The organism is Streptomyces avidinii, from assembly GCF_014650695.1.
In the GTDB taxonomy this organism is placed as follows: domain Bacteria; phylum Actinomycetota; class Actinomycetes; order Streptomycetales; family Streptomycetaceae; genus Streptomyces; species Streptomyces avidinii.
Genome location: NZ_BMVL01000021.1, coordinates 1 through 15,050 on the forward strand (window position 1 = coordinate 1; position 15,050 = coordinate 15,050).

Genomic DNA, 15,050 nt, shown 5'->3' on the forward strand with positions numbered 1-15,050 from the left:
CCGGAGGTCTTCGCCATGTTCAAGACCTGCCGAGTGTCAACAACGCTCGTGATCAATACAGCTAGGCCGGGCGGGTGGCGGGCAGGCGGACCGTGACGAGGAGGCCGCCGGTGGGGCGGGCGGCGAGGTCGAGGGTGCCGTCGTGGGCGCGGACGATGCTGTCCACGATGGCCAGCCCGAGGCCGACGCCGGCGTGCTCGTCGGTGCGTACGCGGTCCGTGCCGCGCCGGAAGGGCTCGGTGAGGGTCGCGACCAGGTCCGGTGGGAGCCGGCGGCCCGTGTTCTCGACCCGCAGCACGCTCGTGTCGCCGTGCTCCTCGGTGCGGACCGTCACCGTGCCGCCGGAGGGGAGGTTGTGGACGACGGCGTTCTGGACGAGGTTCGTCACCATCCGCAGCAGGAGCTCCGCGGAGCCGCTGGTCCGGGCCGCCCCGCCGGTGACGTCGAGCGTGATCCGGCGCTGCTCGGCGAGGGGGAGCAGCGTTTCGGCGGCTTCTTCGGCGACGAGGGACAGGTCGACGCTCTCGCGGCGGAAGTCTCCGCGGTCGCTGCGGCCGAGCAGCAGAAGGGCCTCGGTGAGGTCGATCGCCCGGGTGTTGACGGCGTGCAGGCGTTCGATGAGTTCGCCCCGGTCCCGGGCGGGGTCCTTGCGGGCGACGTCGAGGAGCGTCCGCGAGATCGCCAGCGGGGTGCGCAGTTCGTGGGAGGCGTTCGCGGCGAACCGCTGCTGCTCTGCGACGTGGGACTCGAGGCGTTGGAGCATCGAGTCGAACGCGTCGGAGAGTTCGCGGAACTCGTCCTGGCGGCCCTTCATGCGGATCCGGTGGGACAGCGACCCGTTGCCGGCCTTCCGGGTCGCGTCGGTGATCTGTGTGAGCGGTGCGAGCATCCGGCCGGCGAGGATCCATCCCCCCGCGAGGCCGAACACGAGCAGGAACGCCATCGCCACGGCCGCGGCGGGGGCGAAGGTCCGCACCAGGAGGTAGCGGTTGGGTGAGATCCCGAGCAGCCCCTTGGAATTGTCGGGTACGTAGCGCAGCAGGAACACCCACACCACGGCCAGCAGGAGGGCGCCCGCGACGGCGAGGAACCCGGCGTAGCTGAGGGTGAGTTTCAGTCGGGCGCTGAGCCCCGGGCGTCTAGGCACGCGCCGTGCCGGTATCGATCCGGTAGCCGACGCCGGGCACAGTGGCGATGATCCATGGTTCGCCGAGCCGTTTGCGCAGGGCGGAGACGGTGATGCGCACGGCGTTGGTGAGGGGGTCGGCGTTCTCGTCCCAGGCCCGTTCCAGCAGTTCCTCGGCGCTGACGACCCCGCCCTCGGCGGCGACGAGGACCTCCAGCACGGCGAACTGCTTGCGGGTGAGCGCGACGTAGCGTCCGTCGCGGAAGACCTCCCGGCGGAAGGGGTCGAGCCGCAGTCCCGCGATCTCGCGGACCGGGGGGCGGGCGTACGCGCGTCTGCGGTCGAGCGCCCTCAGCCGCAGGACGAGCTCCCGCAGCTCGAACGGTTTGGTGAGGTAGTCGTCGGCGCCGAGCCCGAACCCGGAGGCCTTGTCGTCGATCCGGTCGGCGGCGGTGAGCATGAGGATCGGGATGCCGCTGCCGGAGGCCACGATGCGCCGGGCGACCTCGTCTCCGGAGGGGCCGGGGATGTCCCGGTCGAGGACCGCGAGGTCGTAGGAGTTGACGCTGAGCAGTTCCAGGGCCGAGTCGCCGTCGCCCGCGATGTCGGCGGCGATCGCCTCCAGCCGCAGACCGTCACGGACGGCCTCGGCCAGGTAGGGCTCGTCCTCCACGATCAGTACGCGCATGTCCGCAGCCTAAGCAGCCCGGCCTGCGGCCGGTGCATGCGGGGACGCGGACACACCGGGCGCACGGCTCGGCGCCTGCGCCGCGGTGCGCCACCGGCGGCGCGACGCCAGCCCGGCCAGCACCGCGCCCGCGGCGTTGACCAGGACGTCGTCCACCGACGACACCCGGTCCAGCTGCAGGACGTACTGGGCGCTCTCCACCAGGACCGAGCAGCCCGCCCCGAGCGCCAGGATCCGCGGCACGGACGCCAGCGCCGCGAAACGCATCGGGGCGAAGAACCCCAGCGCCGCAAAGACCAGCAGGTTGCCGCCTATCCCGAGGGCCCCCATCGTGACCAGGTCCCGCAGCGGTACCAGGGACACCCGGGCGGGCACGATGCCGGCCCCGCCGCCCGGCATCATGGTCATCCACACGAACGGCACCGTCCCGTGGACCATGCCCACCTCGGCCAGCGACATCCGCCACGCCGACGTGCCCGCGGCGGCCCGCCGACCGCGTGCCAGGGCCCACGCCACCAGCACGGCCAACGGCAGCGTGACCAGCGTCATGAACACCACGCCGTTGAAGGTGTCGAGGCAGCCGTGCCAGCGCCCGGCCATGCACCGCGGAGCGGACATCATGAGCGGCCGCCGCAGGACGAACAGGGCGCCCGCCGCAGCGAGGATCGCCAGGCCGAGTAGCACGATCCCGCGCGCGCGGCGAGGTGGGGCCGGCAGGGATGCGTTGTGGTTCATGCCCCCATGACAGACGCGGGGCCGTTGCGGTGGCGTATGCGGTTTTCGATACGCCCGCGATACACGGGGATCACCGGCTCGCCCCCGGCCCGTGCCGGACGCCAACTGCCTTACGCATCCCGGACGGTGGAGGCGGTGTCCGTGAGCGGCGCCGAGCGTGCGCGCCGGCTACGGGAGGACCGCGATGCCGTCGAGTTCGATCTGGGCCTGGTCGTCCCAGAGGCGGACCACGCCGATGACGGCCATCGCCGGGTAGTCGCGGCCCGCCGACCGCCGCCAGATGCTGCCCAGTTCGGCCGCGCGGGCCCGGTACGCGGCCACGTCCACCGCGTACACCGTCACCCGCGCCAGGTCCGCCGGGGTGCCGCCGGCCGCCGCGAGGGCCGTCAGGAGGTTGGCGAGGGCGGTCTCGAACTGCTCCGGCAGGCTCTCGCCGACCACCTTGCCCGCGCCGTCCAGAGCGGTCTGGCCCGCCAGGAACACCAGCCGGGTGCCGGTCGCCGCGACCGCGTGCGAGAAACCCGTCGCGGGCGACAACTCCGCCGGGTTGATCCGGTCCAGGCTCATCGCGGCGCCACCGCCCCGTACAGCTCCTTGGCGATGATCGTGCGCTGCACCTCGCTGGCCCCCTCGTAGATCCGCGGTGCCCGCACCTCCCGGTAGAGGTGTTCGAGCAGGTGACCGCGCTGGAGGGCGACCGCACCGTGCAGTTGGACCGCGTGGTCCACCACGTACTGGGCCGTCTCCGTGGCCAGCAGCTTCGCCATCGCCGCCCGGCGCGGGACGTCCGCCGCCCCGCGGTCGTGGGCCCCGGCCGCCGCGTACACCAGCAGCCGGGCCGCCTCCGTGCGGGTGGCCATCTCGGCCACCCGGTGCGCCACCGCCTGGAGGTCGCTCAGGGTTCCGCCGAACGCGGTCCGGTCCGCCGTGTAGCTGAGCGTCGCGTCCAGCGCGGCCCGGGCCATGCCCACCGCGAAGGCGCCGACGCTCGGCCGGAAGAGGTTCAGCGTGTCCATCGCGACGCGGAAGCCCCGCCCCGGCTCACCGAGCAGGTCCCGCGGGCCGACCGGCACCCCGTCGAAGGCGAGGGAGCCGATGGGGTGCGGGGAGAGCATGTCCAGGGCCGCGCCGGACAGCCCCGGGCGGTCCGCCGGGACCAGGAAGGCCGAGACCCCCTTCGCGCCCGGCCCCTCGCCCGTTCGGGCGAACACCGTGTAGAAATCCGCCTCGGGGGCGTTGGAGATCCAGCACTTCTCACCGCTGAGCCGCCAGCCTCCCCCCTCCGCCGGATCGGGCGTCGCAGCCAGCGCCAGCGCCGCCGCGTCCGAGCCCGCCCCCGGCTCGCTCAGCGCGAAGGCCGCCACCGCCCGCCCGGCCCGCACCTGCGGCAGCCACCGCTCCCGCTGCGCCTCGCTGCCCGCCTGCAGGACCGGATACGCGCCCAGCCCCTGCAGGGCGAGCGCCGTCTCCGCCTCCGTGCAACCGTAGGCGAGGGACTCCCGCAGCAGGCACAGTTCCAGCGCGCCCGAGGCGAACACCCGCTCCAGCAGGCCCAGCTCCCCCAGTGCCGCCAGCAGCGGCCGGTTGACCCGCCCCGGTTCCCCCTTCTCGGCCAGCGGCCTCAGCCGCTCCGCCGCCAGTGCGCGCAACTGCCCGCACCACTCCTCCTGGTCCACCCCGAGCGCGAATCCGGTCATCCGAACATCCCCGCATCTATCGCGTCCTGTTGACTGCCGTCACCATCACGATACGCTCCTGGGAGGACCTTCCGGCCGCGGCCGGGGGAACTACCGCACGGCCGGCTCCACCCCACCCCGGACCGCTGCAAGGGGGGCGACCCGCCTTGGACCTCAAGCCTTCCGCTCACACCGACACCTTCGCCCGTGACCATCTGCCACCCGTGGACACCTGGCCGGAGCTCGTCTTCGATCTGCCCGAACTGGCCTACCCGGACCGCCTGAACTGCGGGGCCGAGCTGCTGGACGCCACGATCGCCCGGTTCGGTCCCGCGGGCGCCGACCGCCCGGCCTTCCGCAGCGGGGCGGGCGAGGTGTGGACGTACGGCGGGCTGCGCGAGCGCGTGGACCGCCTCGCCCACACCCTCACCGCCGACCTCGGCGTGGTCCCCGGCAACCGGGTGCTCCTGCGCGGGCCCACCGGCCCCTGGCTCGCGGCCTGCTGGCTCGCGGTGATGAAGGCGGGCGCGGTGGCCGTCACCGTGCTGCCCCAGCAGCGTGCGCAGGAGCTGGCAACGGTGTGCGCGATGGCCCGGGTGGGGCACGCGCTGTGCCATGCGGACGTGCTGGACGACCTGGTCAAGGCGGAGGTCCCCGGGTTGCGGATCACCGTGTACGGGGGCACGTCCCCGGACGATCTGCTCCGGCTGGCCGAGAGACATCCGGAGCCGTTCCCGGCCGCCCCGACCTCCGCGGACGACGTGGCCCTGATCGCCTTCACCTCAGGGACCACCGGACGGCCCAAGGGCTGCATGCACTTCCACCGCGACCTGCTCGCCGTCGCCGACACCTTCTCCCGCAACGTGCTGCGGCCCCGCCCGGACGACGTGTTCGCGGGCAGCCCGCCGCTCGGGTTCACCTTCGGCCTGGGCGGGCTGGTCGTCTTCCCGCTGCGGGCCGGGGCCTCGGCGCTGCTCCTGGAGGAGGCGGTGCCGCGCCGGCTGCTGCCCGCGCTCGCGGAGCACCGGGTGACGGTGCTGTTCACCGCGCCCACCGCCTACCGGACGATGCTGGACGCCCTGGGCCCGTACGACGTGGGCATGTACGACCTGTCGGCGCTGCGCCGCTGCGTCTCGGCCGGGGAGAACCTGCCGGCCGCCACCTGGCAGGCCTGGTACGAGCGCACCGGGCTGCGCATCATCAACGGCATCGGGGCGACCGAGCTGCTGCACATCTTCATCTCCGCCGCCGACGAGGACATCCGGCCCGGTACGACGGGCCGGGTGGTCCCGGGCTGGGAGGCCCGGGTGGTGGACCGGGCCGGCCGTCCCCTCCCGGACAACGAGCCGGGACTGCTGGCCGTGCGCGGCCCGGTGGGCTGCCGCTACCTGGCCGATCCGCGGCAGGGGGAGTACGTACAGGGCGGCTGGAACCTGACCGGTGACACCTACGTACGCGATCCGGAGGGCTACTTCCGCTACGTCGCCCGGGCCGACGACATGATCATCTCGGCGGGCTACAACATCGCGGGCCCCGAGGTGGAGGACGCCCTGCTGCGCCACCCGGACGTGGTGGAGGCGGCCGTGGTGGGCCTCCCGGACGAGCGACGCGGGCAGATCGTGGTGGCGTACGCCGTGGCACGCGACGGTGCGGTGCTGACGGAGGAGATCCTGCGCACCTTCATGCGGGCCGAGCTGGCCCCGCACAAGTGCCCGCGGTCCTTCGTCTTCCTCCCCGCCCTCCCCCGCACCGCAACGGGCAAACTGCAGCGCTTCCGGCTGCGCGATCCCGGCGCCCGGCAGGATCCGCAAGAGACGGCCTAGAGTGAACACGTGGTCGAGCAGCACACTCCGCGATCCCTGATCGTCACGTTCTACGGAGCCTACGGGCGGGCCTTCGAGGGGCCGGTCCCGGTGTCCGCGCTGATCCGCCTGCTGGGCGCGGCCGGCGTGGACGCCCCGTCGGTCCGCTCGTCGGTGTCCCGGCTGAAGCGGCGCGGCTTCCTGGTGCCCGGCCGCGCGGCGGACGGCTCCGCGGCGTACGGGCTCTCCGAGGAGGCGCGGCAGCTGCTGGACGACGGCGACCGGCGGATCTACGGCAGCCCGCAGCTGTCGGACGAATGGCTGGTGGCGGTGTTCTCCGTCCCGGAGCAGGAGCGGCACAAACGGCACCTGCTGCGCTCGCGGCTGGGCCGGCTCGGCTTCGGCGCGGTGGCACCTGGCGTGTGGATCGCCCCGGCCCGGCTGCACGAGGAGACCGCGCACACGCTGGAGCGGCTGCACCTGACCCCGTACGTGGAGCTGTTCCGCGGGGCCCACCTCGGTTTCGCCCCGACGCCCGAGGCGGTGGCCCGCTGGTGGGACCTGGCGGCCCTGGCCAAACAGCACGAGGAATTCCTCGACCTGCACGAACCTGTCCTGCGCGCCCTCCAGTCGGGACCGGAGCCGAGCCCGGAGGAGGCCTACCGCGGCTACCTGCTCGCGCTGGACACCTGGCGCCGGCTGCCGTACGCCGACCCGGGCCTGCCGCGCGAGCTGCTCCCGGCGGGCTGGCCCGGCGACCGGGCGGCTGCCGTCTTCGCCGAGCTGCACGAGCGGCTGCGGGACGTCGGGGCCGGTTTCGCGCAACCGTAGGCGGCCGGGGCCGCGTCACGAGGTGTCGTGACGCATTCCGATCTCCCTCCGCATCCCCCGCAGTCGCCGTCCTCGGCGCGGCCCCCGTACCGGTCGCAGACCTGGTACCAGGCGCCCTGTGCCGTTCCTGCTCGTGCTCGCGCTGGTGGTGCTCGTGTTCTTCGCCACGAAGGGGACGCTGGACGGATACCCCGGGAACCCGGAGCGGTGCGGGCCGGACAACGTGCCGCCGTGGTGGCCGGAGTGGCTGCCCGCGTAGGGGCAGTCCCGTCGGGTTGCCCGCCGGGTTGCTTGTCGGGGGCCGATCGGGGGCCGGTGGAAAACGGGGTGCGGGTGCGCCGTGCGCCGCGCCAGGATGGGCCATGACCTGGACCTTCACCACCGACCTGGCGGCCTACTTGAGCGCCGCGGGACCGGCCGTGGCCGCGCGGCCCGTCTCCCACACCATGATGCTGACGGTGACCGACGCCCTGCTGCGGCGCGGGACCGGCGCCTACGGCGACGCCACCCCCTTCTTCGGCTGGTGGACCGGCCCCGACGGCACCGTCGCCGGCGGCCTGTTGTGCACCCCGCCCTTCCCGGTGCTCCTTGCCGTCCTGCCCGAGGAGGCGGTCCGGGAGCTCGGGGCCGCGCTCGCCACCGAACCGCTGCTCGCCGGGGCCCACGGGTTCAACGCCCTGCGCCCGGACGCGGAGGTACTGGCCGAGGCCTGGGGGCGGCCCACCCGGATCGCCGAGGAACTGCGCCTGTACCGGCTGGACGGCCTGGCCGCCCCGGACCCGGCCCCGGCCGGGAGGGTACGGCCCGCCACCGAGACGGACCTCCCGCTGCTGCTGGAGTGGCTCACCGCCTTCAACGCGGAGGCGGGCGTTCCGGGCAAGGCCTCCGAGACCTTCCTGCGCGACCGGATCTCCTACGGCGGGATCCTGCTCTGGGAGCACGCCGGCGCTCCCGTCTCCCTGGCCGCCTTCTCCCGCACGATCGGCTCGGCCGCCCGCGTCGGCCCGGTCTACACCCCGCCCGGGCACCGCGGGCGCGGCTATGCCGCCGGGATCACGCACGCGGCGAGCGAGGCGGCGTACGCGGCCGGGGCCACAGAGGTCCTGCTGTTCACGGACCTGGCCAACCCCACGAGCAACGGCATCTACCTGCGGCTGGGTTACACCCCGGTGGAGGACCGCGCCGAGATCGTCCCGGCGTGACGGGCGGGCCGGGCCGGGCCGGCCGCGACAGGGCCCGTCACCCGCAGGGGAGCCGGGTCTTGACCTCAAGGGCACTTGAGGTCGGATCGTGATCCGCATGACGACAGAGAGCGCAGCCCGGACCACCGACATCGAGGCCATCCACCGGGTGGTGGCCGCCGTCGAGGCCTCCCAGCAGGCCAAGGACCCCGACGCCTTCCTCTCCCTGTTCCACCCCGACGCCCTGTGGACCACCGGCGGCGGCAAGGTCCTCATCGGCCTAGATGCCATCTCCGGGTTCACCCGCGAGGTCCTGCCCGGCGCGAGCTGGGAGGGCCGGGTCAGCTACACCGTCACCCATGTCCAGTTCCTCCGTCCGGACGTGGCCGCGGTCAAGGTCAGCCAGCTGTACCACTCGGCCGACGGGCCCGGGGACGAGGGCGTGCCGACGTACGTGATGACCAAGCAGGACGATGGCCGCTGGCTCCTGACCGTCTGCCAGAACACCCAGGTCCAGAAGGACCGGGTCCACAAGACCTGACCGGCCGGGCCGCAATGATCGGGGGGCGGGGGACCTCCCCCGTATTCGGGTGAACCTCGGCCCGGGCGGCGGTGCGGGGACGGACCTACCGGCGTGGCGCGATCCCTGCCGCGGGATACAGGGCGGGAACCCCCACAGAGAGGCCCACGTTCCCCATGCGCCGTCGTTTCCTGCTCCCCGCCTCCGCCGCGGCGACCGCCTTCACCGCCACCGTCTCGCTCGCCCTGACCGCACCCGCCGCCTCCGCCGGGACGGGCGGGGGCGGGCACGAGCACGAGCCCTGGGTGGTGCGCTCCGCCGCGCAGCGCACGGACGCCGAGGCGCTGCGTTCACTGTGCGGCGAGCAGAAGGAGGGCAGACCCGAGCGCCGCACGTTCCCGCTCTTCGGGCGTGGCAAGGGCTTCACCGCGGTGCAGGACTTCCAGCGCCAGGAGCCGGACGGCACGGTGTACTGGGGCGGCCACGACCCGAAGAACCCGCAGAACACCATCTCCGTGTCCGCCATCGGGGCCTGCACCGAAGGGCCGGTCACCCTCTCCGGCGTCATCACGATCGGCTTCCGCCAGTACGCGTACCAGCCGCTGGCCAAGCGCCCGGGCTGGTACGAGCTCCAGGAGATCGACTCCCTCGCGCTGCCGCCCAGCGGGCGCGGCATCGACACGGTCGAGGTCCGCCGGAAGAAGCCGCACCACCCGCACAAGCCGCACAAGCCGCAGAGGCCGGGCCTGAGGGCCGCCACGCCCAACGACCCGGCCGCCATCGACATCGTCGTCGCCTACACGCCGGCCAGCGTCGCCGTGATGGGCAGCGTCCAGGCGGTCCTGGGGCAGATCACCTACGGCGTGAACCAGCTCAACAGGGCGCTCGCCACCGACAACGTGCCGGCCAGCGTGCACGTCGTCAACACGTACCGGACCGCGGCGACCGGTGTCCCCCGCGAGAACGTGAACACCCTGCTCGAGATGATCCGCAACCCCGCGAACACGGTCCTCGGGGCCACGGCCGCCGCCCAGCGGCAGACGTACGGCGCCGACCTCGTGGCGCTGCTCGCCTCCGTCCCCTTCGAGGACAGCTCCGGGGCGGCGACCCTGCCCGAACCGGGCCCGTCGTCGACGACCGACAGTGCCGCGTTCTCGGTCACCAGCATCGGGTCCGTGACGGCCTGGGAGAACCTCGCGCACGAGATCGGCCACAACTTCGGTATGAAGCACGACCGTCTGACGGTCGCGCGCCAGAACGGAACCACCCCTCCGGGCACGTTCAACTACGGCTGGGTCACGCCCAACGGCCAGCACCGCACGCTCATGGCCTACTCCAACGCCTGCCCCCAGGCGTGCAACGTGGTCAACTCGTACTCCACCCCCGACCGCACCTGGAACAACCAGCCCCTGGGCAACGCCCTGAACGACAACGCCGCCGTCGCACTGCAGAACGCGGACATCCTGGCCGGGTACCGCGCGTCCACGGTGACCAACCGCGTCTCCCTGACCCTGCTCCACGGCCCCGCGGGCGCGGGCACGGTCCGGGTCAGCGAGTACGGTCCGTACGACCCCGGCACGCAGGTCACCGTCACCGCCGTCCCGAACCCCGGCTTCCGGTTCGACGCCTGGGCGGTCGACGGTTTCGAGCTGGAGGGCAACAACCCGAACTACCAGCTCACCATGAATGCGGACCGGACCATCAACGCCCTGTTCGCGCCGATCGCGCAGCCGTAGGCCCCCGTCCCGGCCCCCGAGGGTGCCCTGCCGATCGGGCCGGGCACCCTCTAGCTAGGGGCGGAGAGCGCCTGGGCCATGGCGACGCCGGTTTTGACGGCGTCGCGCCAGATTCGGCCCGTGGTCAAGACCTGGGCGGCCAGCCTCGTGTACTCGGCGTATTCGTAGGGGTCGCATCCGGGCCGGTTCGGCCGGGTCTGTGTGGCTCCGGGGTTGCGCTCGTGCCACTTGTGCAGGGCGTCGGTGGCCGGCCGGGAAACGTGGTAGCACCCCGCCTTGGCACGGACGACAAGGTCGGCGGGCAGGTCGACCGAGAGCTGCTCGCTGAAGCCGAAGTTCGCGGAGCCGACCCATCGTCCTCGGGACTGGCCCGGAACGGCCGGCAGGTCCTGGCGATCCCATCCCCGTTCGGTGATGACCTGGACCAGTCCGGCGGTGACGAGCGCCCTGCGGCTGTCGAACAGCTGCCCGGCCCGTCGCAGCTGTTCCTTCTGCAGCTCCCACCGGGCCCTGCGGGCCGCAGCCGTGCGGCGGTCGAGACCACACGTGTCGGCCATGTTGTCGGCCTTGGCACGTTTCAGCTCGCCCGTGAAGTACGGCGCGAGGCTGGATAAGCCGCTGAGGGTCCCCTCGGCCAAGTACACCGTGACCTTGATGCTTCCGACGCCGGCCGGAAAGTTCTCCATACCGTCCCCCGCCCTGGTCACGTCTCGATGTGCTTCGCAGAGGGGACGCCGAACAGCTCGCGCAGGGTCTGCAGCGCACGCGAGTGGGCACGCCTGAGTAGGGGCACCGGGATGGACAGCTCCTGGGCAGCTTCCTGGTACGACATCCCGTTGATGTAGATCAAGACGACGGCCTCGCGCTGGCGCACGGGCAAGCTCCTGATCTTCAGGAGCAGCTCCTCGCGGAGGTAGTTCTCCACGACGATGTCCTCGGCCGAGCGCTCGGTCTCCTGCGGCAGGACGTCCCAGTCGTCCCCGATCAGGACCTCGGTGTTCCTCCGGCGCACCCGCAGGAGATCCTTCAGGGCGTTCCTGGCCGTCATGGTCAGGTAGGCGCGAGGGTTGTCGATGTCGCGCTCGGGGCGGAACCTCGCGTAGCGGGCCGCGGCCTGGCTGAGCGCATCTTCGATCAGCGTGTCCTCCGCGGCTTGGCGCCGCAGGTAGTTGCGCAGGAAGTCGTGGTGCTCGAAGAATTCTTGGTACGCCTGCTCCGTCGTCACGTGGGTCCGGCGCTCGGCGAAGTCGCGGGCGGAGGGTTCGGGCAGGGCTGCTGCCCCGACGGCCGGAGCCGTCGGGGCAGCAGAGTGTTCGTTGGCGGGCACGACTACCAGCCGAAGGCGAACCGCGCCTTGCCGTCCGGGCGCTCGAAGACCACGCGCTTGGGGAGCAGGCGCGCGAGGTAGCGGCCGAAGAGGCGCGCCGTGTTGCAGATCATCTCCAAGCTGGAGAGCACGATGGCGACCGCCATGGCGGTGTCCAGCGGGTCGCTCCAGTCGAGCGTGCCGCTCTTCCAGCGCAGCAGCTCGATCACGATGATCGTGATCGAGACGCCGCGCCGGCCGCGTCGGGTCCACGGGGCGGCCTGGGGCTGGGCGCCGCAGGCCGCCGTGTGTACGGCCTGCGGCAGGGTCTTCTTGCCCACGGGTGTCTTCCCTCTGTCGTCGTGTGCCGTTGGGCCGGTGCCGCAGGTGACTTGGGAAGAGTCAGGTACCGGGAGCCGCAGGCGAGTGCGTGGGAAAACTGTGCCACGTCCCCAAGGGGCGGTCAGTACACGGAAAGTGACGCGCCAAAAGGCGGGGAAGTTTGAACGCGGCAGCTCAGCGGCCCTTCGCGCCGCGAGGACTCCCCGACGGGCGCTGAAAACGGTGGCCGACGCCACATCGTGCACTGCTACCACGACAGGGCCCGCCGCCTCGACTCTTCCCAAAGCGGCGGCGGCGGACCCAGAGGGAAGACACCCGCAAGTAGGTGTCTTCGCTCATACGACGCGCCGGTCCCTGCAGACGGGTCGTCAATGTGACTCACATCACTACCAGTTGGCCTACAGTACGTCCCCTTCGATGCCGAAGGCGTCGCCGTCGACGGCCTGACGCACCCCATGGCGGGCCTTGGACCGTGCAGGCGAGCGAAGAAGGCGCAGCTCAGAAGCCTCCAATCCGAGCAGCATGCGAGACCCTCGCCACCGGCCTGCTCCACTACCACGACGTTCGCACAACAGGCTGAACAGCCCTCATGTCGCGTTCGTAGACGGTCTTCCAACTACCGAAACACTCTGGAAGGTCACGCCTGGGTATGCCGGTCCGCACCCGGAAGAGGATCCCGTTGACCACCTGTCGGTGATCGCTCCAACGGCCACCGCGTCGCCCGACAGACGGCGGATGCGGCTCCGGCCGCACCCACTCCGCATTTGTCGGATCACCCCGCCCCATGCCGAGCACAACGACCCACCAGCCCGACAGCCACACGATCCGCCGGACAGAACCTAGCCGCGCCCCGTGGGCGGTGTGCGGCTTCCCGCGCGGTAGGGGGCCGGCCAGACGGCGGCCGGTCCCGCGTAGGACTGCTCGGCGGCCGCGTGCAGGGTCCAGTGGGGGTCGTAGAGGTGCGGGCGGCCCAGCGCGCAGAGGTCGGCGCGGCCGGCCAGCAGAAGGGAGTTCACGTCGTCCCAGGAGGAGATGGCTCCGACGGCGATGACGGGGACGCCGAGCGCGTTGCGGATCCGGTCGGCGTACGGGGTCTGGTACGAACGGCCGTACTCGGGTGCCTCGTCCGCGACCACCTGGCCCGTCGAGACGTCGACGGCGTCCGCGCCGCGGTCGGCGAAGGCGGCCGCGATCCGTACCGCCTCCTCGGGCGAAGTGCCGCCGGGCGCCCAGTCGGTGGCCGAGATGCGGACCGTCATCGGGCGGTCCTCGGGCCACACCGCGCGGACCGCGTCGAAGACCTCCAGCGGGAAGCGCAGCCGGTTCTCCAGGGAGCCGCCGTAGTCGTCCGTGCGGTGGTTGGTCAGCGGGGACAGGAAGCCGGAGAGCAGGTAGCCGTGGGCGCAGTGCAGTTCGAGCAGGTCGAATCCGCAGTCGGCGGCGCGGACTGCGGCGGCCGCGAACTCGGAGCGCAGCGCCGCCAGGTCCTCGCGGGCCAGGGCGCGCGGGAGCGCCGAGACGCCGGGCCGGTAGGGCAGCGCGGAGGCGGCCACCAGCGGCCAGTTGCCTTCCGGCAGCGGGTCGTCCATGCCCTCCCACATCACCCGCGTGGAGCCCTTGCGGCCGGCGTGCCCGAGCTGGACGCCGAGGGCGGTGCCGGGTGCGGAGGTGTGGACGAAGTCGGCGATCCGCTTCCAGGCGGCCGCCTGTTCCTGGGTGTAGAGGCCGGTGCAGCCGGGGGTGATCCGGCCCTCGGCGGAGACGCAGACCATCTCCGTCATCACCAGGCCGGCGCCGCCGAGGGCCCGGCCGCCCAGGTGCACGAGGTGGAAGTCGCCGGGTACGCCCTCCTCGGCCGAGTACATGTCCATCGGTGAGACGACGACCCGGTTGCGCAGGGTCAGCCCCCGCAGGGTGAAGGGGGTGAACATGGGCGGGGTTCGCATCCCGTCCGGCTCGTCCGGTGGGCAGCCGAAGTCCCGTTCCACGGCCCGGGTGAACCGCTCGTCGCGCAGCCGCAGGTTGTCGTGCGTGACCCGGCGGCTGCGGGTGAGGAGGTTGAAGGCGAACTGCCGGGCGGGCTGGTCGACGTAGCCCGCGATCTCCTCGAACCAGTGCCGGCTCGCGGCGGCCGCCCGCTGGGTGCTGGCGACGGCCGGACGGCGCGCCGCCTCGTACGCGGCCAGTGCCGCCGGTACGTCCCCGGGTGCGGCGCCCACGGCCTCGGCGAGCGCGAGCGCGTCCTCCACGGCCAATTTGGTGCCGGAGCCGATGGAGAAGTGGGCGGTGTGCGCCGCGTCGCCGAGCAGGACCACGTTGCCGTGGGACCAGCGCGCGTTGACGACGGTACGGAACTGCGTCCACGCGGAGTGGTTGCCGTGCAACGGGCGGCCGCGCAGGGCCTCGCCGAAAATCTTGGCGCAGCGGGCCGCGGACTCGTTCTCGTCGCACAGGTCGAAGCCGGCCGCCCGCCACACCTCGTCGCGCATCTCGACGATCACCGTGGAGGCGTCGGCCGAGTAGGGGTAGGCGTGCAGCTGCATGACCCCGTGCTCGGTCTCCGCGATCTCGAAGCGGAAGGCGTCGAAGGCGAAGTCGGCGGCGAGCCAGATGTAACGGCAGCGTCCGCTCGTCAGCGTCGGGCCGTAGTGTGCCGCGTCCGCCTCCCGGATGGCGCTGTGCACCCCGTCGGCCGCGACCACCAGGTCGTACGAGGCCGCGAGCTCGGCAGCGGCCGGCGCCCCGGAGCGGAAGCGCAGCCGGACTCCCAGCCCGGCGCAGCGCTCGTGCAGGATCTCCAGCAGCCGGCGCCGCCCGATGGCCGCGAAGCCGTGGCCGCCGGAGGTCAGCAGCCGCCCCCGGTGCACGATGTCCACGTCGTCCCAGCGCACGAACTCCGCGCTCAGGGCCGCGTGGACGAGGGTGTCGGCCCGTTCGATGCCGCCGAGGGTCTCGTCGGAGAGGACCACGCCGAAGCCGAAGGTGTCGTCCGGGGCGTTGCGTTCCCAGACCTCCACCCGGTGGCCCTGCCGGGCCAGCAGTGCGGCGGCGTACAGCCCTCCCGGTCCCCCGCCGACGACGGCGACCCGCATGGCACCAGGAGTCAT

15 protein-coding genes and 1 pseudogene are annotated in these 15,050 nt (G+C 72.6%); 6 read left to right on the plus strand and 10 right to left on the minus strand.

The window, feature by feature from the left end; genetic code table 11:
* Positions 1-61: 61 nt before the first annotated feature.
* From IE257_RS35075 to IE257_RS35095, 5 genes are all read right to left on the minus strand, one after another.
* Positions 62-1,147 (minus strand): sensor histidine kinase, encoded by a 1,086-nt coding sequence (locus IE257_RS35075; RefSeq protein WP_189973892.1) that lies wholly within the window; start codon positions 1,145-1,147, stop codon positions 62-64.
* A complete protein-coding gene (locus IE257_RS35080) occupies positions 1,140-1,814 on the minus strand; it encodes a response regulator transcription factor (protein WP_189973893.1) in 675 nt (224 codons plus the stop codon). Before IE257_RS35080 ends, IE257_RS35075 begins: the two co-directional genes overlap by 8 nt.
* A 9-nt stretch (positions 1,815-1,823) precedes the next feature.
* The gene (locus IE257_RS35085) at positions 1,824-2,549 is read right to left on the minus strand and encodes a VanZ family protein (protein WP_189973894.1); all 726 of its coding nucleotides are present in this window, start codon (positions 2,547-2,549) and stop codon (positions 1,824-1,826) included.
* Positions 2,550-2,717: 168 nt separating this feature from the next.
* A complete protein-coding gene (locus IE257_RS35090) occupies positions 2,718-3,116 on the minus strand; it encodes a RidA family protein (RefSeq protein WP_189973895.1) in 399 nt (132 codons plus the stop codon).
* A complete protein-coding gene (locus IE257_RS35095) occupies positions 3,113-4,246 on the minus strand; it encodes an acyl-CoA dehydrogenase family protein (RefSeq protein WP_189973896.1) in 1,134 nt (377 codons plus the stop codon). Before IE257_RS35095 ends, IE257_RS35090 begins: the two co-directional genes overlap by 4 nt.
* Positions 4,247-4,392: 146 nt before the next feature.
* On the opposite strand from IE257_RS35095, the gene IE257_RS35100 reads away from it, so the two are divergent.
* The 6 genes from IE257_RS35100 to IE257_RS35125 all read left to right on the plus strand — a co-directional run bounded on the left by IE257_RS35100 (position 4,393) and on the right by IE257_RS35125 (position 10,295).
* A complete protein-coding gene (locus IE257_RS35100; protein WP_189973897.1) occupies positions 4,393-6,048 on the plus strand; it encodes an AMP-binding protein in 1,656 nt (551 codons plus the stop codon).
* A gap of 9 nt (positions 6,049-6,057) precedes the next feature.
* A complete protein-coding gene (locus IE257_RS35105; protein WP_189973898.1) occupies positions 6,058-6,858 on the plus strand; it encodes a PaaX family transcriptional regulator in 801 nt (266 codons plus the stop codon).
* Between the two features lie 118 nt (positions 6,859-6,976).
* Positions 6,977-7,117, plus strand: coding sequence for a hypothetical protein (locus tag IE257_RS35110; RefSeq protein WP_189973899.1), 141 nt, complete (start codon positions 6,977-6,979; stop codon positions 7,115-7,117).
* Between the two features lie 103 nt (positions 7,118-7,220).
* The gene (locus tag IE257_RS35115; RefSeq protein ID WP_189973900.1) at positions 7,221-8,060 is read left to right on the plus strand and encodes a GNAT family N-acetyltransferase; all 840 of its coding nucleotides are present in this window, start codon (positions 7,221-7,223) and stop codon (positions 8,058-8,060) included.
* A gap of 97 nt (positions 8,061-8,157) precedes the next feature.
* Positions 8,158-8,580, plus strand: a complete 423-nt coding sequence (locus tag IE257_RS35120) for an SgcJ/EcaC family oxidoreductase (protein WP_189973901.1) — start codon at positions 8,158-8,160, stop codon at positions 8,578-8,580.
* A 155-nt stretch (positions 8,581-8,735) separates the two neighbouring features.
* Positions 8,736-10,295: a M12 family metallo-peptidase gene (locus IE257_RS35125; RefSeq protein ID WP_189973902.1), complete on the plus strand. Its 1,560-nt coding sequence runs from the start codon at positions 8,736-8,738 to the stop codon at positions 10,293-10,295.
* Positions 10,296-10,345: 50 nt separating this feature from the next.
* On the opposite strand, the gene IE257_RS35130 is transcribed toward IE257_RS35125, so the two are convergent.
* The 5 genes and pseudogenes from IE257_RS35130 to IE257_RS35150 all read right to left on the minus strand — a co-directional run bounded on the left by IE257_RS35130 (position 10,346) and on the right by IE257_RS35150 (position 15,050).
* A complete protein-coding gene (locus IE257_RS35130; protein ID WP_189973903.1) occupies positions 10,346-10,981 on the minus strand; it encodes a hypothetical protein in 636 nt (211 codons plus the stop codon).
* A gap of 17 nt (positions 10,982-10,998) precedes the next feature.
* Positions 10,999-11,622, minus strand: a complete 624-nt coding sequence (locus IE257_RS35135; RefSeq protein ID WP_189973904.1) for an RNA polymerase sigma factor — start codon at positions 11,620-11,622, stop codon at positions 10,999-11,001.
* 2 nt (positions 11,623-11,624) lie between these two features.
* Positions 11,625-11,942, minus strand: a complete 318-nt coding sequence (locus IE257_RS35140; RefSeq protein WP_189973905.1) for a hypothetical protein — start codon at positions 11,940-11,942, stop codon at positions 11,625-11,627.
* 586 nt (positions 11,943-12,528) lie between these two features.
* Positions 12,529-12,729, minus strand: a pseudogene (locus tag IE257_RS35145) (transposase); the annotation flags it as partial.
* 53 nt (positions 12,730-12,782) lie between these two features.
* The gene (locus IE257_RS35150) at positions 12,783-15,050 is read right to left on the minus strand and encodes a bifunctional salicylyl-CoA 5-hydroxylase/oxidoreductase (protein WP_189973906.1); all 2,268 of its coding nucleotides are present in this window, start codon (positions 15,048-15,050) and stop codon (positions 12,783-12,785) included.